The following is an 18,093-nucleotide window of genomic DNA, read 5'->3' on the forward strand; positions in this document are numbered from 1 at the left end:
ACGAGTACCCGGAGGGAGACGACAGGTGGAGCGAGCCGACCAGGCCGACCGAGCAGACCAGGCCGACCAAGCCGGCACGGCGGGGATCGTGGTGGCCATCGACGGGCCGTCCGGTTCCGGCAAGTCCAGCGCCGCCCGCGGCGCCGCGCGCCGGTTGGGCCTGCGCTACCTCGACACCGGTGCGATGTACCGCGCGATCACCTGGTGGATGATGCGCGCCGGCACCCCGGTCGACGACGCCGACGAGGTGGCCGCGCGTTCCGGTGAGCCCGACCTGCGGGTCGGCACCGACCCCGACCTCCCGACGATCACCGTCGACGGCATGGACGTCTCCGGGCCGATCCGGTCCCGCGAGGTGACCAACGCGGTCAGCGCGGTGTCCGCGGTCCCGGCCATCCGGCAGCGCCTCGTCGCGATGCAGCGCGAACTCATCGGGGACGGCGGGATCGTCGTCGAGGGACGCGACATCGGGACGACCGTCGCGCCCGACGCCACTGTCAAGGTCTACCTGACAGCGCACGAGCAGGAGCGCGCGCGCCGCCGGGCCGCCGAGGGCCTGGGCGGTGCGAAGGCCGAGGTGACGCTCACCCAGCAGGAGCTCGCCGTCCGGGACCGGCTGGACTCCACGCGAACGACCTCGCCGCTCAACCAGGCGGCCGACGCGATCGTGCTGGACACCACCGAGCTCAACCTCAACCAGGTCATCGAGCGCATCTGCGCCCTCGCCGACGAGCGCGCCGGCACGCCCGGCCGGCGCTGACCGAGCCGACCGACGCCGACCGAGCGAGCTGACTGATGGGCTGCCGACGATGAGTGAGCCGGCTGTGACTCCGTACTGGCGAGACGTGCCCGGGCCACCCCGGCGCAGTCTGGCGGTGTCGCGTCCTCTGGTGGAGAGGTTGGTACGCGCGACCTGGAAGGTCCGGGTGCACGACGACCACCACGTGCCCTCCACCGGCCCGGTGATCCTCGCGTCCAACCACGTCGGCATCCTCGACGGCCCCCTGCTGTGCGCGGTCGCGCGGCGGCCGGTGCACGCCATCGTCAAGAAGGAGATGTTCCGCGGCCCCGTCGGTCGCGCACTGCGCGGGATGGGGCAGATCCCCGTCGACCGGCGCGCGACCGACCCGGCCGCTGTCAAGGCGGCGTTGGCGGTGCTGCACCGCGGGGACGCGCTGGCGATCTACCCCGAGGGCGCTCGCGGGGCCGGCGACTTCACGGTGATCAAGTCCGGAGTCGCCTATCTCGCGCTGTGCACGGGTGCGCCGGTGATCCCCGTGGTGTGCCTGGGGACCAGGCTGACGGGATCCTCGATCGGTTCGGTGCCGCCCGCGCGGTCGCCGGTCGATCTGGTGTTCGGCCCGGCGGTGACGTTGCCGCGCACGGACTGGCCGCGCCGCCAGAACGTCGTCCGCGAGCAGGCTCAGTGGCTGCAGAAGTGGCTGGTGGGTCATCTGCGTTATGCCTGCGAACTGACCGGCCGGGAGCTGCCCGGACCGGTCGCGCACCCGGAGCCCGAAACCGGTCCGGTGGTCACGCCGTAGCCTGGGACACCGGTGCGCGCCCACCACCCCACGCGGGGGCCGAGCCGGGCGCGGACCGGCCGTACGGGCAGTTCGCACAGCTCGACCGTTCAGCACCACCGCGGGGCACCCTGATGCGCCCGCGACGAAGGCCTGGGGACACCGGGCCCGACATAGAGGACTTTTTGTGAGTAACGAGGAGCAGAGCCGCGTCGAGAACCACGTCGATGATCTCGACGGGTTCGAGCAGTTCGACGGAACGGCATTCGAGGCCGAGGACGAGGCGGCCGAGAACGTACCTGTGGTGGCCGTCGTCGGGCGGCCGAACGTCGGCAAGTCCACCCTGGTCAACCGCATTCTCGGGCGGCGCGAGGCGGTCGTGGAGGACCTGCCCGGCGTCACCCGCGACCGGGTGGCCTACGACGCCGACTGGCGAGGGCGCAGGTTCACGCTGGTCGACACCGGCGGCTGGGACCCGGACGCGAAGGGCTTCATGGCGCGGGTGTCCGCGCAGGCCGAGCTGGCCGTGGAGGCCGCCGACGTGGTGCTGTTCGTGCTGGACGCCAGCGTCGGGGCGACCGACGTGGACGAGACCGTGGTGAAGATCCTGCGGCGCTCGGGCAAGCCGGTCGTGGTCGCCGCCAACAAGGCCGACGACCACCGCGGCGAGGCCGACGCCACCGCCTTGTGGTCGCTCGGACTGGGCGAGCCGCAGGCTGTGTCGGCGATGCACGGGCGGGGGACCGGTGACCTGCTCGACGCCGTGTTCGAGGTGTTGCCGGAGGCGCCGGCCGAACGCGAACCCGGCACCGGAGGCCCGCGCCGGATCGCCCTTGTGGGCAAGCCGAACGTCGGGAAGTCCAGCCTGCTGAACCGGCTCGCCGGGCAGGAGCGCGTGGTCGTCGACTCCGTGGCCGGCACCACCGTCGACCCGGTGGACGAGCTCGTCGACCTCGGCGGCAAGACCTGGCGGTTCATCGACACCGCCGGGATCCGCCGCCGGGTCCGCGAGGCGTCCGGGCACGAGTACTACGCGAGCCTGCGTACCTCCGCCGCGATCGACCGCGCCGAGGTGGCCGTCGTACTCCTGGACGCCGCCGAGCCGCTGTCGGAGCAGGACCTGAGGATCATCACCACCGTCGTGGAGGCGGGCCGCGGCCTGGTGCTGGCGTTCAACAAGTGGGACCTCGTGGACGAGGACCGCCGGCTGCGGATCGAGAAGGAACTCGACCGGCAGGTACGCGTGCAGTGGGCGCCGCGGATCAACGTCAGCGCCCGCACCGGCTGGCACGTCGACCGGCTGGTCCGGGCGATGGAGACGTCGCTGGCCGGCTGGCAGACCCGGATCCCGACCGGGCAGCTGAACGCGTTCCTCGGCCGGCTGGTCGCCTCGCACCCGCACCCGGTCCGTGGTGGCAAGCAGCCCCGCATCCTGTTCGGCACCCAGCCGCAGACGTCGCCGCCGAAGTTCCTGCTGTTCACGACGGGCTTCATCGAGGCGTCGTACCGCAGGTTCGTCGAACGGCGGCTGCGGGAGGAGTTCGGCTTCGCCGGGTCGCCGATCATGATCTCGGTGAAGGTACGGGAGAAGCGGAAGAAGGCCTGAGTTCTCCGCGTGTGCGGCGACGGGGAGCCGGGCTTCGGCCCGCTCCCGTCGCGGCGCTCGGGGGAGTGGAGCCGGTGGCAGATGGTCAGCGGCCCATGCGGTAAGGTTTCGGTCGGTTCGGCGGAGTCGCCGGCCACGGGCTGTAGCGCAGTTTGGTAGCGCACTTGACTGGGGGTCAAGGGGTCGCAGGTTCAAATCCTGTCAGCCCGACACACGAAGTAGACGAACGTCCGTCGCAGTTGAGAAGCCGTCACCGCGAGCAGTAGAGACCTCATCGGGGAGCTGCGAGCACCTCGCGGATGACGTTCCGCGCGTAGTTCGATATCGCCGGGTTGGTTTTCCTGTGGTCCGCCGACACGATCAGCGCCTGGGACAGCACGCGCCCGCGTCCGCGGAGCCACGTCGCGTCGTCCACGTCCAGCGCCGCACAGAACTCGTCGCGGAGGTTCGCGCGCAGCAGGTGCCACACGGGGAACAGGTCGCACGCCGGGTCGCCGACACCGCTCGTCTCGAAGTCGAGCACCGCGGTCAGCCGGCCCTCCGCCGACACGAGCAGGTTGCTCGGTGTCAGGTCCGAGTGCACCCACACCTCGCGCCCGTCGTATGGCGCCGCGAGCGACTCCTCCCACGACGCCAGTGCCGCGCGGGTGTCGATCAGGCCGTCCAGCTCGCCGATCGCCTTCCGGGTCGAGAAGTCCATCGAGGCCATCGGAGCGCGCGTCCGGCGCTCGCCCGGATACGCCGGCGGCCGGTCCGGCAGGTCGATCCGCCGGAACGCGTCGACGAACGCCGCGAGGTCCGTCGCCAGACCACGCGGATCAACCAGCGCGTCGGGGGAGGGGTGCGTACCGGCGAGCCAGCGGTGGACGGACCATTCGCCCGGGAAGTCGTCGGTGGGTGAGCCGATCGCCTCGACAGAAGGGATGGCCACAGGCAGGAACGGCGCGAGTGCCGCGAGTTTCTCCTGCTCCCGCCGGACTTCGTCGGTGACCGAGGGCCGGAGCGGCAGCCGTACGGACAGGTCGGAACCGAGGCGGTAGATCGCGTTCACCAGTCCACCGGAGTCGACCCGCTCCACCGGCAACGCGGCCCACTGCGGGAACTGCGCGGCCACCAGCTCGCGGACGAGCGGCGTGCCGATGTCGGCCTGGTGGGCGTGGATCTTGCCGGAACTCACGAGCGCCCATCCGAACGGTCGGACCCGTCCGCTGTCAACCCGGTATCGGATCGAGTGGTCCCACGTGATCCACCGAGGCCCCTGCTGGGGCCCGACCGTGCGGTGAGTCAACCGGCTACAGGAGCCATTGGCTGAGCGGGTGCACGAAGTACCGCAGCGAGTACGCCTCCCAGACCGCGCCGATGATGAGCAGGGCAAGTGCGGGCAACGCGAGCAGGCCAAGCCGCTGCAGACCTCGGACATAGCCTTGCCGCCGGTTCTTCGCGTCGACGGTGCGGGGGAACAGCCAGTGCCTGCCGAGAAGGTACGCGCCGAGCAGGACGAGCACGTACGCCTGGAGCTCGATGACGATCGTCAGAGAGTGCGGGATGAGCGCCACCCACCCCAGCGAAGATGTCGGCGCCATGGTGATTCCGGTCTGGAACGCCCAGTAGCCGAAGAAGGCGAGCCCGGCGAAGGGCACGACGAGCGACGGCACAACGATGGTCAGCAGGCTCAGCCGGAAGACGTTGACGCCGAGGATCGTGAGCGCGAACAGCGGAGGGATGTTCACCAGCCGGCGTACCAGCTCGCCGGTCCCGTCGTCCTCCAGGGCCGTGGCTCGCGCCGCGATGAGATCGGGGAAGGCCAGGCCGACGACGATCCCGACGAGGACGAGGCCGTAGGCGGCCGCGTTGATGAGGAGGTAGGCGCGCCTGTTCTCGCGGATGAGCCGGAAGGGTCGCCGCCAGAACGCCGCGCGCGTGGGGTGGTCGAGGGAAGTCTGTTCGATTGTCACGCCCCTATCGCATCTCATCGTCCGCCGAGCGTGCAGTGGCGTGGTGTCACCGAGAGATGTGACACCACGTCACGATCTGCAGTGGATGACGCGTCACCGGCAGCCGCACGAGGGCGGCCCCGCCGGGCGGTGGCCGGTGTCGAACCCGCCGAGGAACTCCCTGATCGCCCGCTTGGACTTGAGCACGTGACGGGTCGCGTGCTGCCCGTGCTGGGCAATGATCGAGAGCTCGCCTTCGTTCGCGCGCCGGTCCCGCCAGATGGCCGGGATCAGGCGCCATTCGTCGCGCAACCGTTGCCAGGCGGAGTACTCACATCCTTCAGGTAGCTGGCCAGGCATCCGGAAGCCGCGCAGGAACGCTCGTCCCGCGCACCGCCACCATGGCGTGGTGAGGACCACCACGGTGTCGGCGCGTTCGAGACGAAGATCGAGCGTCTCCGTGTAGTTGCCATCGGCGATCCACGCGTCGCCCGCAAGGACGCGACGTTGCTTCTCGCGCCACTCGGCTTCCGACGGTTCGACCCAGCCGGGCTTCCAGAACGCGAGGTCGAGATGGATGAGGGGCAAGCCGGACCTGGCCGCAAGGGCGTGTGACAACGTGGATTTGCCGGCCCCGGCCTGCCCGGTCACGATGATGCGGCGTCCTGGCGGTGCAGTTCGATCAAAATCGGATACAGCTGAGGAAGTAGACGACACGGAGACCCCTTCGGGTTAGCGAGAACGAGGCCACTGCCCGGCGTACGACAGGCACTCCGGCAGTGCAGGCGGACAAGGCTCGCTGTGCCGCACATCAAGGGCAGCACGCGATGACAGGTCACTCAGGACCTACGACGTCAACGCGCGCTTGAACGACCGGGCATTCCTCAGCTCCTCGCGGGGTCACTCGCTGCCCGCAGCCTAGCGCGGTCCGGGAAAAAACCGCCCGTCCGTGTAGGTGCACGGCCGCCGAACCGGGAGACTGGGGCTGTGGACGAGGTGCTGAGGCAGGCGCTGGAGCCGATTTTGTGCGACCTACGAAGTGCCGGCATCAGGTTGCCGCGCGTCGTGGACGACTGGCCGTACCCGACGAGTAGCCCGGGTGCCGGCGAGGGGATGGTGCTGGACCCTGACGGCACCGGTGCGACCGGGATCTGGGCGGACGGTTCCGCACCCGAGTTCGAGCGCGTCGCGATGGTGGCTGATCAACTTCAGGACATCGCGATCGAGGGACGATGGGTACCGACGAACTGGCCTCCATGTCCACACCACCCGGACAAGCATCCGCTCGTGGTTTCGGCCCACGAACGCCGAGCTGTGTGGATCTGCCCGGTGGACGAGGTGCTGATCGCACCGGTTGGGATGCTGTAGTCGACCGGGCCGACGCCGTTGCGATGCTTGAGACCGACGCCTCCGACCGGTCGTCGATCGACGTGTTCGCGGGTGGGTTGTCACCCGGTCGTCGGGACCTCGCCGCCGATTCCGGTCTCGTTGCCGTCGCCGTCGTGGAAGACGTACTTCCAGACCGAGCCGTGCTTCTCGACGTCGACGGGCTCCAGGCCCTGTCCGGAGATCCTCGCAACCTCGGCGGTCGGATCGTCGACCCAGATCATGCTGACGGCCCCGCCCGCCCTGCCGAGATCCTGAATGATGTACACGTACCGGTCCTCGGCCAGCTGCCAGACCGCCTCGATGTCGTTGGGATAGAAGGCCGGTTCGGCACCGAACAGCCGCTTGTACCACTCCAACGCGCTGGCGTAGTCCCGCACCGGGATGCCTGCGAACACTCCGACCGCCATGCCTGTCTCCTCACTCGACGTCGGACCCGACCGGTTCGGGCACCGGAACACAGACCGGAGCCCGCCTCGAAACTCAGCGGTGACAGTCGTGCCGATCCAGGTGCGGACCAATGCGGGCCCCAGCTCGTACGATCCTGCCCGGATCTTGTAACGGGATCTGCCGTACGGATAGGTTCAATCCTCTATGCGGCATCACGAGGACACGCTGGATACGTACGTCCGACGGGTGAAGGCCGATCCGAACGCGATCGCGGTCATCCTCGTGGGATCGGTGGCTCGTGGTACGGAACGACCCGACTCCGACGTCGACGTGTATCTCGTGGTGCCCGACGACGTGTTCGATTCGGCTGTCGCCGCTCATCGGGTGATCTTCGACGAACGCCTCGACGCGACGTATCCAGGCGGCTGTGTCGACGTCAAACTCGCCACTGTCGCGTTTCTGGATGCCGCCGCCGAGCGTGGGGACGATCCTGTTCGCGCATCATTCGAAGGCGCCCGGGTGGCCTGGGTCCGCGATGGTTACGACGTCGCCGAGCGGGTCGCCGCCATCCCTGAGCTTCCGCCGAACGTGTGGGAGAGCCGGGCCATCTCGTTCATGTCCGAGGTCTGGTGGCACGGAACGGACTTCCTGCCACAGGCTGTCCTGTCGGACAACACCTTCCTGCTGCATCACGCCGCTGTGCACACGGTGAGCGCCGGCGGGCGGGCCCTACTCGCGTTGAACCGGACGCTCTTTCGCGGGCCGAGGTATCTCGACGCCACGCTCGCCACGTTGGACCGGATACCGGACGGATACAGCACCCTCGCTCGGCAGCTCCTCACCCAACCCAGCCGAGAAAGCGCAGACGCATACGTGCGGGCACTGGAATCCATTCACCCCTGGCCGGTGGATCGTGCGACGGGCGCCTCGATCTTCATTCGAGACAACGAACTCGCCTGGCTCACCGGAATACTCCCGCCCGAGCTGAGCTGACCGGCAAGAGCCGAGCTGCCTCGATCCGCGAGACCTGTCGACCGGGATCAGCCCGCTTCGTTCGCCTGGAGGAACGATCACTCAAGCTGAGTTCGTGAGTTCCCGCAGCCGCGAGGGAATGAGGCTGGTGTCTGGGCCCCTCGTGTTCGACCGTGCCGCGATTGCCGCTGTCTGCGAGCGGTACGGCGTCAAGCGTCTCGTCCTCTTCGGCTCCGCCGTCACGAACGGTTCGACGAGACGGCCAGCGATGTCGACTTCCTCGTCGACTTTCGTGACGACGTGGCGAGCCGCTTCGACGCCTACTTCGGTCTGAAGGAGTCACTCGAATCTCTGCTCGGCCGCCCAGTCGATCTTGTTTCTCCCGTCGCCCCGGAGAACCCGTACTTCGCCGCGTCGGTCGCGGGGGACAGCCACGAGGTCTACCCAGGCTGAAAGCCTGCACGAGGTCAGCGAGATGGCACGACCGGCCGGACACGGAGTCTCCGAAGGGCCGGTTCAGGCGTGGGCGCGGTGGAGACGTTCCTCGCCCTGCGCAAGAATCTCGGCCAGCGCAACGGCCGGTTGACACCACAGGATCTCGGCCCGCGCGTTGTGCAAGGCCGGCCACAGGCTCGCCGCCCACGCCACCTGCCGCTCCTCGACGGTGAATCGCCGTCGGCGCGCATCCTCGTACGCCGCGATGAACGCTTCCGAGCTGTCGACCGGTGCAAGCGTGGGAATCTCGGCACTGGCGAAGGACCCGCTCGCCGCACCGACAAGTGCGGCTTCGGGCAGCCAGGCGATGCTGTCCCAGTCGTACACCGTGTGGATGCCCTCGGTGCTCCACCGCAGGTTCTGTGCTTCCCAGTCGGCATGGCCCAGGACGCGCGGGCCTTCGTCGGCTATCGTCAGCCGGGCACGAGCACGGGCGGCGACTTTCACCAGCTCACCCGGGAGATCATCCGCACCCGGTCGGGTGTCGTGACGCGGATTGGACGGCCAGATGCCGGGACCGGCGTGATCCCAGTGCACCCACTCGGGATTCGGTAGCGGCGGCGGGAGTTCGATGCGCGCCGTGATCGCGGTGAGCTCGGCGAACAGCTGCGCCGAGCGCTCCGCGATCGCCGGGCCGTCTCCCCGCAGCATTTCGCCACCAGGCCGCCATTCCTCGGCATGGACTGCGTGCCCGTCCACGTAGGTCGCGTCGGTGAGCGGGCGAGCACAGGGGAAACCCGCGTCGGCGACGCGGCGCTGGACCCCGACGCAGGTGGTCGTCCGCCTGGTGGGGTCAGGGCGGGTCTTGATGAAGACCGTACGTCCGTCGTCGAGACGGGTGCCCCCGGCGTCCGGCATCCCAGGCGTGGAAAGGGTTCCGACGGGCACGGCGCCCAGCTCCTGCCGGCACCACGCCCGCGATCCGCGGATCAACCTCGGGCTCGATCACCCGAGCGATCCAACCACACCGGCACTATCGACCTTCGGCATGGCTTTCCCGATCGATCGCGGAGGGCGGGCGCATGTGCCTGATGGCGGAGCTGAGAAGCACTACAGCGGTGAGGGCCGCTGACATGCAGGTGAGGACGACGAAGGTCGCGCGTACGCCGAAGTCCTGCAGCAGCCATCCGCCGGCGAGCGGGCCCAGCGGCGCGGCGAGGCCGGCCACGAGCATGGCCGCGCTCAGCACCCGTCCCTGTAGCTCCGGTTGGGTGATGCTGATCTGGACCGCGGCGAGCATTCCGTTGGCCGGGGCAGAGGTGAAGTACGTCAGTGCCAGCAGGGCACCGATGAGGAAGGGGCTGTACGCGAACGTCAGGGCGCCCAGCGCGAGGGTCGTGGTCGTACAGAAGAGGTACACCAGCACCGGAGGTGGCAGCCTTCGCTGGAGTTGCGGCGACAGCCAGGCGCCCAGGATCCCGCCGACACCGGCAAGGGAGAGGGCCGCGCCGATCTCGGCGGCCGGTGCTCCCCGGGCCCTGGTCGACGCGATCACCACCAGGACGACGGCGGGGAAGATGAACGAATACCCCGCCGCGCTCAGCAGGGTGACCCGCAGGAACGTGTTGGCCCACACCACCCGGATGCCGGTGAGGAGGTCATGGCGCAGCGGACGGAGGTTCGCCCGCTGCCCTTGCCCGCCGTGCAGTTTCTGCCTGATCGAGCCGATGAGGAGACCGCTGGTCACGAAGCTTGCGGCCTGCGCCGCGATCGGCAGGGCGGCCGCGACACCGAAGAGGAGGCCGCCCAGTGGCGGGCCTCCGAGTGCGGCCAGGTGACCGCGGGCCTCGTTCTGCGCCATGGCGTTCGGCAGTTGCGCCGTGGGCACGACCTGCCGGACGGTGACCATCTGGGCAGGATCGAAGAACGCGTCACACGCGGCGTTGACGACGGCCGCGACGACAAGGTGCGCCATGCTCAGCCGGCCGGTCACGACAGCCAGCGCGACCGATGCGGTGGTGACCGCCCTGATCGCGTCGCAGGTGACCAGGAGCGCCCTGCGCGGCAGCCGGTCCACGAACACTCCGGCCGGCAGCCGCAGCACCGCCCCGGCGGCCATACCGACGAAGGCGATCAGGCCGGCCGTACGCGCGGAGCCGGTCGCCAGTAGCGCCAGCAGGGGATAGGCGATCATCGCGATGCTGGATCCCAGGGCCGAGATCGCGTGCCCGGTCCACAGCACCATGAAGTCGCGGTTCCTTCGCAAGGGTGTCACCGCGTGGGGGACTGGCACAGCGCCTCCGGTGGTTGCCGATCCGGTTCGGTTCGTTGACTCCGATCAACGCTCCGCAAGTCTTGGAACCGGCAGCGGCCGATGTCCATCACCTTCGCTGACAGCGGATCGTGTTCGCCGGCAGCCGAACGTCGTCAACCCGGGGGAGCGGCGGCGACCGTGCGCTTGTCGGTGGCGTCTGCCATCCTCACCGCCATGAATCGCACAGGCGGTCGAGGCGTTTGCCGGCGATCGCCGGGGCCATGGAGGGACAGGCGATGAACAGTCTTTTCGAGGAGGAGATTCGTGGGCACCACAGCATGCGGGACCACCTCCTGAGCGTGGTGTCCGATGCCGACCTCGGCTACAAGCTGCCGGGCTACAACCCGACGCTGGGCGAGCTGCTGGTCGAGCTGGGCGACCTCCAGGGCGTCTACACCCATTCGTTCGAGGCGTTCACTCTCGACTGGGCGCACCGGCAGCTCCCGCCGCCACCGGCGCCGATCACCACCGCCGGTTTGCGCGCGTGGTTCCAGGCGCAGGACGACGCGATGAAAGCGGCGCTGGACCGCTTCACGGAGGAGGAGCTGCACATCGACCGGATCGACCGCGGCGGTTTCGTCGCCTCGCCCTTCGTCCAGCATCAGGTCTACCGCGAGGCGGTGTACATCTTCTACGGCAAGCTCAGTGTCTATCTCAAGGCGCTGGAACGCGACGCCGGCGAGCAGTGGGCTGCCTGGGTGGGCTGATCGCTCAACCGGCCGTCGTTCGCGGAAGGACGAGGAGGCCGAACGACGCGCAGGCCAGGACGGTGCGTACGACGTGCCAGGTGATCCACGGTGTCTCGAAGGCCGCCCTGGCTCCGCCGTCGGCGAGTGCGTTGTTGAGCGGGATGTTCGCGGCGACGGTGACCACCACGGCCAGCACGGCCGCGACGACCGCCGACACCGTGAGGACGTCCCGGTGCCAGCGGAGCAGGACGGCGGTGACGATCGGCGCGCCGAGGAAGAGCACCATGAAGATCGGATTGACGATCACGACGTTGATCCGGTTCATGACTTTGACGAAGACATCGTCCGGCTGGCTGTGAAGCGCGGGCATCACGGCGAGGAGGAAGGCCAGGTAGACGCCGGCGAGAAGGCCGGTGAGCACCCGGCCCACGGCCAGGACGAGCTCAGCCATGGTGTGCCTTCACGGAGGGGCGGTTGGCGAGGAAGCTGCCCAGCGATCGTGGTGCGCGGCCGAATTCGCCGCCGGTGGTGAAAACCGTCATGCATCCACCATGCCCGTAGCGGCTGGACGATGAGAATGCTTGAGACGCTCACAAGCATGTGTGGTCGTCCAACCGCACGGGCTGGCTGCGCTCTGCTCGACGACCCGCGCTTCGCGTGGACAGCGGTCGGCGGGGGTCATCATCGCCTCAGCCTCCGAACGCCCAGGCCACCATCAACGAGAACTCGGTCCGCCAGAACGGGTCGCCATGGTTGCCGGCCCGCTCGGTCATCACGACATCCACACCGGCGTCACGCAGGGCGTCCGCCCACCGTGTGGCGTTCTCGAGGAAGAACGGCTCCTCCGTGCCGGCGACAAGGTAGGTACGCGGGAACGGCTTCGGCAGCTCCGCGGGCGGACGGTAGCCGCCACCGGGTGAGGCGGAGAAGACCGCGCCGTAGACGTCCGGGTGGCGAAGCCCCATCGCGAGCGAGAGCTCTCCACTCGCCGACACCCCGCACACCGCGGTGCGTCCGGCCGGCAGGTTGACGCCGAAGCGGGTCCGCACCCGGCTGCCGACGTCCTCGACGAAGAACCTCTCGTGGGCCGCGAACCGCTTCTCGTCGAACGGCGGCGAGTATTCCCGGATGCGCACCATCTCGTCCTGGTCGTCGGTCCGGTGGGCACCGACGATCATCGTCGGCGGAACGTCGGCCGACTCGAGATCCACGCCCCACCGGGAGATCAGCTGACCGTCGCCCGCGTACACGACCGCCTCCGGCGGTTCCGGCGGCACGTAGACCGTGACCTGGCGTCCGCCGTTGTAATCGAAGGACTCGGTGACGAACTCTCCCGCCATCCCATCGGCACGAGCGGGTTCCGGAGCAGGCATGATCGCGTCCCTTCCTCGGCGGTGGCCCACAGTATTACGTTGCCGGCCGACAGCGGGCCGGTCATGCTCGACGGTCGTACGGCGACAGCGAGATCTTCGACACCACTACCGCGCCGGAATCGACCGCGCACTTCACTTCTTCGGCTGACGGTTCGAGGCCGGTCGTTCGAGTTCGTCGGCGCGCCGATGGTCCTTCGCCCGCCCGGCAGCCCGACGCATCCGAATCAGGTCCACGCGATCCAGGTAGCGGATCTCGAACCCGTCGGCCCTCGCAACTTCGTACTGGGTAAGGAATTCGGCAATCGGCAGATCACCCCACGGCAGAGCGGGGGTGCAGCAATCGCCGCTTGCGCCCGGAGTACGAAACAGCACCTTCGGCAGCCCTAACGCAGCCGGCTCGCAGCGCAGAGGAGCGCCGTCGTCGTCGGTGAGCTCGGCCACACCGAGGCGAAGGCGGCGGCCATCGCGTCCGCCTGAACGGAGTGGCCGTCCCAGAGCAGGTCCAGGTCCCCGGTCAGCTCACGCGAACCGTGCATGATTCCGGCGACCTGTCCGATGACGACGACGTGCGCGCCGAACTCGTACAGCGCCCGGAGCAGCGGCAGTGGATCGAACCCCACCGCGTCGTCGGTGCCGACGGTGCCAACGGTTTCGTCGGCACCGTGATGTGCGAGGCCGTTGCGGGGGCGTGCACGGGTCTCCTGTGCCAGACGCGACAGCGCGTCGCGGAGCCAATGGATGGCGACATCGCCCGAGTCCGTGCACCCGCCGCGCGATCCGGGCACGTCCACGCACCGTCCGGACTCGGCGCTCTCCATGCCGCGCAAGTTAGCAGAACCACCTCGATGGGGGTACGGTTACGAACCGATACCGTTTCGTAAATGAAATGAGCCGCCATGGACACCACCGAGGTTCTTGTCGTCGGCGCCGGGCCGACCGGGCTGACGCTGGCGTGCGTACTCCGGCTGCACGGAGTCGCCGTCCGCGTCGTCGACCGGGCACCCGGACCGGCCACCACTTCCCGGGCCAACTTCCTGCATGCTCGCGGCTCGGAAGTACTGCACCGGCTGGGCGCGCTCGGCACATTGCCCGAGGAGTCCCTGCGGGCCATGCGGATCACGACATATCTGGGCGACCGCCCGGTGATGACGCTGAGGTTCGGCGACCCCGGCGGCAGGACGGCAGCGCCGCCGATGGTGGTGTCCCAGGCGAAGGTCGAAGCCGCTCTGCGGGACCGGCTGGCAGACCTCGGCGGCGCGCCCGAGTGGAACACCGCGCTCGTCGACGTCGACCAGGACGCCGACGGTGTCACCGTCTCGTTGGCCGACGGGCAGGTGGTTCGCGCCGGCTGGGTGATCGGCTGCGACGGCACCGGAAGCACGACCCGCAAACTGGCCGGTGTCGGTTTCCCCGGTGTCAAGCTCAGCGAGCGCTTCCTGCTGGCCGACCTGCGCCTGGACTGGGACCTCGATCGCAGCGGAACCAGCGGCTGGATTCACCCGGCCGGCATGCTCGGTGCGATGCCGATGCCCGACCAGGTGAGCGGCCGCGACGACCTGTGGCGGCTGATCGCCTACGACCCGGGAGCCGGCGACCACGACAAGCCCGGTGAGCAGGAGATCCTGCACCGGCTGCGGCGGATCCTGCCGGAGCGCACCGGCAGGCACGTACGCATCGGCGAAGCCGAATGGGTCTCGCAGTTCACCATCCATCGCCGGCTGGCCGAGCGTTATCGAAGCGGCCGCGTCTTCCTCGCCGGCGACGCCGCGCACGCCCACGCACCGTTCGGCGGCCAGGGGATGCTCACCGGCGTGGGCGACGCGGAGAACCTCGCCTGGAAGCTCGCGCTCGTCGTTCGGGGCAGGGCGGATGCGGCGCTGCTCGACACCTACGAGGCCGAACGCCGCCCGCTCGCGACCGAGGTGCTGCGCGGCACGGCGAACGTCACAAAGATCAACATCGCCAGCAGTTCGGTCGGGCGATTCCTGCGGGACCACGTGCTGGTGCGGCTGTTCAACCTGGCGATCGTCCAACGCTGGACGACCTACACCACGTCGCAGCTGTGGGTGAGTTATCGCAAGGGGCCGCTGGGGGATGGCGGTCGCGGCGCCAGGCCCCGCCCGGGTGATCGGGTGTCCGACCGCGCTGTCGTACGCGCTGACGGCAGCGCCTCCGGTCTGCATGCCGAGCTCGGCGGGCGCTGGGCACTCGTGGTGCCGCAGGTCGGTGCGGACGAACTCGAAACCGTCGCCAGGCAACGGCTCGGCGAGCATCTCGGGGTACTTCGGCACGACGAGGAGCAGACGATGCTCGTACGCCCGGATGCCCACCTGGCCTGGAGAGGCAGCGATCCGGCCGGACTGGAGCGGTGGCTGGATGGGACGTTGCGGCGCGGGCAGGTCTCCCGGTGACGCAGCAACGTGGTCGCGGCCGCCCACGCGATCCGGAGGTCGACCGCGCGATCCTGCAGGCCGCGTTGGAGTTGTTCATCGAACGCGGCGTCGAGGGGATGAGTATCGAACAGGTCGCCAGGCAGGCCGGGGTGGGCAAGGTGACGGTGTACCGGCGGTGGGCGTCGAAGGAGGAACTGGCGGCCCAGGCCATCGAGTGGATGGTCGAAAGCCGTCGCGACCGGCCTTCGAACGCCGAAGTGGAACAGGTGAAGCCAGAACAACTCCTGGAGAACATGCTGGACGAGTCGGCCGAACTGGCCGCGAGCCATGACTTCCGCGCCCTGGTCGCGCGCATCCTCGGCTCGAGTGTGAGCCACCCCGCGCTGATGAGGACGTACTGGAAGCACTACGTCCTGCCCCGCAGGAAAGCCGCGAGCGCGATGCTCGAGCACGCGAAACAGGCGGGCAGACTGGCACCGGATGCCGACCTGGACGTGCTGATCGACATGATGGCCGGCGCGGTCGTCTACCGGGTGCTCCAGCCGGACCCGCCCGACCGCGCGGAGATGCGACGCTACCTTCGCCAGATCTACCGCCAGGCCGGCCTGCTCCCCGACAACTGAGATGTGCCGTGCGTATATGGTGTCGACCATGCGTACCCATGTGTATGTGGCCGAGTCGCGCCGGATGCCCTCGCTGTAGAGCGAGCATCCAGCGCCAGGTCCACCACCGCGATCCGCCTTACCGGCAAGGCTGGACGCGATCTTCGCCGCATGCTGTTCTGTTCTGCTTCGAGACCGCGGCGACGTGTGTCCGGCATCCGGAGATGGTGGTTCGCGGACCACACATCGGGAGCGACGCAATGCAGGAACCGAAGCGAAGGAAGTCACGTTCGAGAACGCGGTCTCGCCGAGCGCGGTGGAAGGCGACCGCACCCTCATTGGTCCCATGCAGCAACAAGGAATGCCGCGAACCCAGGCTCGCGCATCGGGCCTGTCCCACGTGCGGCCAGTACGGAAACAGGTCGGTCACAAACTGATCTGCGCCAGGAGTGCCCGGGCGGCGACGTATCGTCGCCGCCCGGGTCGGGCAGTCCTTCAATCCCACAACCGGTGCGCTGCCTGAGACTTCGTTCCCTTTGTGTTTGAAGGAAGGCCGACGCGGCATCCACCTACCGAGCACGTGCTCAGCTCGTGCGGATATCTCCTCATGTGCCGGTTCTGCTTAGGAGGACGTCGTGGGTCGTTGGAAAAGGATGGGCGTACGTGCCGCTGTCGCGGCGTTGACGACTGTGGGTGGACTCCTGCTGGCGATGGCGACACCCGCGTCGGCGTCGGCATCGGCGCAGGTCGCTGCGCAGGAATGGCGCGTCTTCTCCACCTATCACGCGTGTTCGAAGACCGACTACAGCGGCTGGCGGTTCGTCGCGGCGACGGCGACGTGCCGGTCGGGTGAGTTCGGCGTCAAGTGGTACAACGGCCGGCCTCCGGCGGCTCGGGTGGGTGTGCAGACGTGGCGCGTCTTCTCGGTCTACCACGCGTGTGTGAAGACCGACTACAGCGCCTGGCGGTTCGTCCCGGGGTCGGCGACGTGCCGGTCGGGTGAGTTCGGCGTGAAGTGGTACAACGGCCAGGCTCCGGCGGCTCGGGTGGGCGCGCAGGAGTGGCGCGTGTTCTCCACCTATCACGCGTGTTCGAAGACCGACTACAGCGGCTGGCGGTTCGTCGCGGCGACGGCGACGTGCCGGTCGGGTGAGTTCGGCGTCAAGTGGTACAACGGCCAGGCTCCCGCGGTGCGGTGAGAAGGCTCGGCACGGACTGACACGTCGTGCGGGTGGCCCGGGTGGAGATCGTCTCCGCCCGGGCCATCGGCACGCGCCCTTGTGGACAACGAGACTCGCGCTCCGGACGCGGTCTTGTTCGGCGCCGTGCACGCGCTCAGGCGTGCACGGCGCTCCCGGTCGCGGCAAGAGCGGCATCGGTGTCGGCGACGGCGAGCTGGGCGTTCATCTGGGCGCCGGCGAGAGCGCCCGCCGCGGCGGAGGCGCCTACCTGGGCGGTCAGTTCGGTGGCGTTGCCGGCCACCCACACCCCGGGCACGTCGGTGACGCCGGCCACGCCGGAGGTGTAGCGACGTCCCATGCCGTTTGACAGGTCCTCCATCGCCAGGCCGAGGCCGTCGACGCCCGCGGTGCGGGCCAGCATGGTGGTCGCGACGGCGAGGACCCTGCGGGGGACTACCTCGCCGTCGGTCAGTCGTACGCCGGAGATCCTCCCGTCGTCGGCGGTGACGACTTCGGCAACAGGGGTGTCGACGACGCGGACGTTCCGTGCGGCGAGCCGCGAACGGGTTCCGGCATCGAGGTCGGTGCCTCGGGTGAAGTAGACGAGGTCCTCGGTCAGCTGGCGGAACAGCAGCGCGTGGTGGAGTGAGGCGGGACCGACGGCGAGGATGCCGATGGGTTCGTCGCGCACCTCCCAGCCGTGGCAGTACGGACAGTGCACGACGCCGTGTCCCCAGTGCTCCGCCAGACCGGGAACGTCCGGCAACACGTCGCGCAGCCCGGTCGCCACCAGCAGCCTGCGCGCGGTCAGGGTTCGGCCACTGGCCAGAGCGACTGTGAAGCGGAGATCGCCGCCGGCGGACGGTTCGGCGCGCAGGGCGGACGTCACCTCGTCGGACACGACCAGGCCGCCGTAGCGGCGGACCTCGTCACGTCCCCGTTGGTACAACTCGGCGGGCGGGGTGCCGTCCAGCCCGAGGAGCCCGTGCACGCCCTCCGCGGGTGCGTTGCGGGGAGTGCCGCTGTCGATCACGACCACCGAACGGCGGGAGCGGGCGAGCATCAGCGCACCGTTCAGGCCCGCCGCACCGCCGCCGATCACCACGGCGTCGACGGTCCCGACCGGCAGCGTGTCGCTCGCGGGAGGGTCGGCCTGCACTGGCATGGTTCGTACCTTTCGTCGAGCCGGGACTCCGCTGAACGGGCCCTCTGCGTCCGACGCTAACTCCCAGCTTGCCCGCAGGACATGAGGGTTCGCCCTGACGCGACGTCAGCCGGTCCAGCGCGTCGCCTGG

General features: G+C 69.2%; 22 protein-coding genes and 1 tRNA gene. 12 read left to right on the forward strand and 11 right to left on the reverse strand.

Going from position 1 to position 18,093, the window contains the following annotated elements; all coding sequences use genetic code 11:
- Positions 1 to 25 precede the first annotated feature (25 nt).
- The 4 genes from cmk (at position 26) to FHR37_RS10455 (ending at position 3,339) form a co-directional block, all read left to right on the forward strand.
- On the forward strand, positions 26 to 760 hold the full coding sequence (gene cmk, locus FHR37_RS10440; RefSeq protein WP_092884490.1) for a (d)CMP kinase: 735 nt from the start codon (positions 26 to 28) through the stop codon (positions 758 to 760).
- Between the two features lie 49 nt (positions 761 to 809).
- Positions 810 to 1,544, forward strand: coding sequence for a lysophospholipid acyltransferase family protein (locus FHR37_RS10445; protein ID WP_092884488.1), 735 nt, complete (start codon positions 810 to 812; stop codon positions 1,542 to 1,544).
- A gap of 166 nt (positions 1,545 to 1,710) precedes the next feature.
- On the forward strand, positions 1,711 to 3,129 hold the full coding sequence (der, locus tag FHR37_RS10450) for a ribosome biogenesis GTPase Der (RefSeq protein WP_092884486.1): 1,419 nt from the start codon (positions 1,711 to 1,713) through the stop codon (positions 3,127 to 3,129).
- A gap of 136 nt (positions 3,130 to 3,265) precedes the next feature.
- Positions 3,266 to 3,339, forward strand: a tRNA-Pro gene (locus FHR37_RS10455).
- Positions 3,340 to 3,400: 61 nt separating this feature from the next.
- Here FHR37_RS10455 and FHR37_RS10460 read toward each other — a convergent pair.
- The 3 genes from FHR37_RS10460 to FHR37_RS10470 all read right to left on the reverse strand — a co-directional run bounded on the left by FHR37_RS10460 (position 3,401) and on the right by FHR37_RS10470 (position 5,651).
- Positions 3,401 to 4,306: an aminoglycoside phosphotransferase family protein gene (locus tag FHR37_RS10460; protein ID WP_092884484.1), complete on the reverse strand. Its 906-nt coding sequence runs from the start codon at positions 4,304 to 4,306 to the stop codon at positions 3,401 to 3,403.
- Between the two features lie 115 nt (positions 4,307 to 4,421).
- Positions 4,422 to 5,084 (reverse strand): hypothetical protein, encoded by a 663-nt coding sequence (locus FHR37_RS10465; protein ID WP_202818160.1) that lies wholly within the window; start codon positions 5,082 to 5,084, stop codon positions 4,422 to 4,424.
- Between the two features lie 93 nt (positions 5,085 to 5,177).
- The gene (locus FHR37_RS10470; protein WP_092884482.1) at positions 5,178 to 5,651 is read right to left on the reverse strand and encodes a P-loop NTPase family protein; all 474 of its coding nucleotides are present in this window, start codon (positions 5,649 to 5,651) and stop codon (positions 5,178 to 5,180) included.
- A gap of 399 nt (positions 5,652 to 6,050) precedes the next feature.
- On the opposite strand from FHR37_RS10470, the gene FHR37_RS10475 reads away from it, so the two are divergent.
- Positions 6,051 to 6,431, forward strand: coding sequence for a hypothetical protein (locus tag FHR37_RS10475; protein WP_092884480.1), 381 nt, complete (start codon positions 6,051 to 6,053; stop codon positions 6,429 to 6,431).
- 80 nt (positions 6,432 to 6,511) lie between these two features.
- Here the strand turns inward: FHR37_RS10475 and FHR37_RS10480 are convergent, their stop codons facing one another.
- Complete coding sequence (locus FHR37_RS10480) at positions 6,512 to 6,859, reverse strand: VOC family protein (RefSeq protein ID WP_092884478.1); 348 nt, start codon at positions 6,857 to 6,859, stop codon at positions 6,512 to 6,514.
- A 184-nt stretch (positions 6,860 to 7,043) separates the two neighbouring features.
- Here FHR37_RS10480 and FHR37_RS10485 point away from each other — a divergent pair, with 184 nt between their 5' ends.
- Both FHR37_RS10485 and FHR37_RS33050 read left to right on the forward strand, forming a co-directional pair.
- Complete coding sequence (locus FHR37_RS10485) at positions 7,044 to 7,832, forward strand: nucleotidyltransferase domain-containing protein (RefSeq protein ID WP_092884476.1); 789 nt, start codon at positions 7,044 to 7,046, stop codon at positions 7,830 to 7,832.
- Between the two features lie 171 nt (positions 7,833 to 8,003).
- Positions 8,004 to 8,264 (forward strand): nucleotidyltransferase family protein, encoded by a 261-nt coding sequence (locus FHR37_RS33050; RefSeq protein WP_330831780.1) that lies wholly within the window; start codon positions 8,004 to 8,006, stop codon positions 8,262 to 8,264.
- 63 nt (positions 8,265 to 8,327) lie between these two features.
- Here FHR37_RS33050 and FHR37_RS10495 read toward each other — a convergent pair whose 3' ends face one another.
- Both FHR37_RS10495 and FHR37_RS10500 read right to left on the reverse strand, forming a co-directional pair.
- Positions 8,328 to 9,194, reverse strand: coding sequence for an aminoglycoside phosphotransferase/kinase family protein (locus tag FHR37_RS10495; RefSeq protein WP_202818157.1), 867 nt, complete (start codon positions 9,192 to 9,194; stop codon positions 8,328 to 8,330).
- A gap of 85 nt (positions 9,195 to 9,279) precedes the next feature.
- The gene (locus FHR37_RS10500; protein WP_139239032.1) at positions 9,280 to 10,512 is read right to left on the reverse strand and encodes an MFS transporter; all 1,233 of its coding nucleotides are present in this window, start codon (positions 10,510 to 10,512) and stop codon (positions 9,280 to 9,282) included.
- Positions 10,513 to 10,796: 284 nt separating this feature from the next.
- On the opposite strand from FHR37_RS10500, the gene FHR37_RS10505 reads away from it, so the two are divergent.
- Positions 10,797 to 11,267 carry a hypothetical protein gene (locus tag FHR37_RS10505; RefSeq protein WP_139239031.1) on the forward strand — a complete coding sequence of 157 codons (471 nt, stop codon included), beginning with the start codon at positions 10,797 to 10,799 and terminating at the stop codon, positions 11,265 to 11,267.
- Positions 11,268 to 11,271: 4 nt separating this feature from the next.
- Here the strand turns inward: FHR37_RS10505 and FHR37_RS10510 are convergent, their stop codons facing one another.
- The 4 genes from FHR37_RS10510 to FHR37_RS30865 all read right to left on the reverse strand — a co-directional run bounded on the left by FHR37_RS10510 (position 11,272) and on the right by FHR37_RS30865 (position 13,413).
- Positions 11,272 to 11,700, reverse strand: a complete 429-nt coding sequence (locus FHR37_RS10510; protein ID WP_092884468.1) for an anthrone oxygenase family protein — start codon at positions 11,698 to 11,700, stop codon at positions 11,272 to 11,274.
- Between the two features lie 238 nt (positions 11,701 to 11,938).
- Positions 11,939 to 12,622 carry an alpha/beta hydrolase gene (locus FHR37_RS10515; RefSeq protein ID WP_175542585.1) on the reverse strand — a complete coding sequence of 228 codons (684 nt, stop codon included), beginning with the start codon at positions 12,620 to 12,622 and terminating at the stop codon, positions 11,939 to 11,941.
- Between the two features lie 132 nt (positions 12,623 to 12,754).
- On the reverse strand, positions 12,755 to 13,063 hold the full coding sequence (locus FHR37_RS30860; RefSeq protein ID WP_202884510.1) for a hypothetical protein: 309 nt from the start codon (positions 13,061 to 13,063) through the stop codon (positions 12,755 to 12,757).
- A complete protein-coding gene (locus FHR37_RS30865; protein ID WP_202884511.1) occupies positions 13,006 to 13,413 on the reverse strand; it encodes a hypothetical protein in 408 nt (135 codons plus the stop codon). The genes FHR37_RS30860 and FHR37_RS30865 overlap by 58 nt, the downstream gene beginning before the upstream one ends.
- 105 nt (positions 13,414 to 13,518) lie before the next feature.
- Here FHR37_RS30865 and FHR37_RS10525 point away from each other — a divergent pair, with 105 nt between their 5' ends.
- The 4 genes from FHR37_RS10525 to FHR37_RS10540 all read left to right on the forward strand — a co-directional run bounded on the left by FHR37_RS10525 (position 13,519) and on the right by FHR37_RS10540 (position 16,816).
- Positions 13,519 to 15,033, forward strand: a complete 1,515-nt coding sequence (locus FHR37_RS10525) for an FAD-dependent monooxygenase (protein WP_092884464.1) — start codon at positions 13,519 to 13,521, stop codon at positions 15,031 to 15,033.
- Positions 15,030 to 15,638: a TetR/AcrR family transcriptional regulator gene (locus FHR37_RS10530; protein ID WP_092884462.1), complete on the forward strand. Its 609-nt coding sequence runs from the start codon at positions 15,030 to 15,032 to the stop codon at positions 15,636 to 15,638. The genes FHR37_RS10525 and FHR37_RS10530 overlap by 4 nt, the downstream gene beginning before the upstream one ends.
- 239 nt (positions 15,639 to 15,877) lie before the next feature.
- A complete protein-coding gene (gene rpmF, locus FHR37_RS10535) occupies positions 15,878 to 16,054 on the forward strand; it encodes a 50S ribosomal protein L32 (protein WP_092884460.1) in 177 nt (58 codons plus the stop codon).
- A 198-nt stretch (positions 16,055 to 16,252) separates the two neighbouring features.
- Complete coding sequence (locus tag FHR37_RS10540) at positions 16,253 to 16,816, forward strand: hypothetical protein (RefSeq protein WP_139239030.1); 564 nt, start codon at positions 16,253 to 16,255, stop codon at positions 16,814 to 16,816.
- Positions 16,817 to 16,952: 136 nt separating this feature from the next.
- Here the strand turns inward: FHR37_RS10540 and FHR37_RS10545 are convergent, their stop codons facing one another.
- A complete protein-coding gene (locus tag FHR37_RS10545; protein WP_092884456.1) occupies positions 16,953 to 17,963 on the reverse strand; it encodes an NAD(P)/FAD-dependent oxidoreductase in 1,011 nt (336 codons plus the stop codon).
- Positions 17,964 to 18,093 lie beyond the last annotated feature (130 nt).

Source organism: Actinopolymorpha cephalotaxi, from assembly GCF_013408535.1.
Taxonomy (GTDB): domain Bacteria; phylum Actinomycetota; class Actinomycetes; order Propionibacteriales; family Actinopolymorphaceae; genus Actinopolymorpha; species Actinopolymorpha cephalotaxi.

Excerpts from the sequence above, each read along its gene's own strand:
- FHR37_RS10445 (WP_092884488.1), top strand. The coding sequence starts at position 810 with ATGAGTGAGCCGGCTGTGACTCCGTACTGGCGAGACGTGCCCGGGCCA.
- FHR37_RS10480 (WP_092884478.1), bottom strand. The coding sequence starts at position 6,859 with ATGGCGGTCGGAGTGTTCGCAGGCATCCCGGTGCGGGACTACGCCAGC.
- FHR37_RS10485 (WP_092884476.1), top strand. The coding sequence starts at position 7,044 with ATGCGGCATCACGAGGACACGCTGGATACGTACGTCCGACGGGTGAAG.
- FHR37_RS10505 (WP_139239031.1), top strand. The coding sequence starts at position 10,797 with ATGAACAGTCTTTTCGAGGAGGAGATTCGTGGGCACCACAGCATGCGG.
- FHR37_RS10510 (WP_092884468.1), bottom strand. The coding sequence starts at position 11,700 with ATGGCTGAGCTCGTCCTGGCCGTGGGCCGGGTGCTCACCGGCCTTCTC.
- FHR37_RS10515 (WP_175542585.1), bottom strand. The coding sequence starts at position 12,622 with ATGCCTGCTCCGGAACCCGCTCGTGCCGATGGGATGGCGGGAGAGTTC.
- FHR37_RS10525 (WP_092884464.1), top strand. The coding sequence starts at position 13,519 with ATGGACACCACCGAGGTTCTTGTCGTCGGCGCCGGGCCGACCGGGCTG.
- rpmF (WP_092884460.1), top strand. The coding sequence starts at position 15,878 with ATGCAGGAACCGAAGCGAAGGAAGTCACGTTCGAGAACGCGGTCTCGC.
- FHR37_RS10545 (WP_092884456.1), bottom strand. The coding sequence starts at position 17,963 with ATGCCAGTGCAGGCCGACCCTCCCGCGAGCGACACGCTGCCGGTCGGG.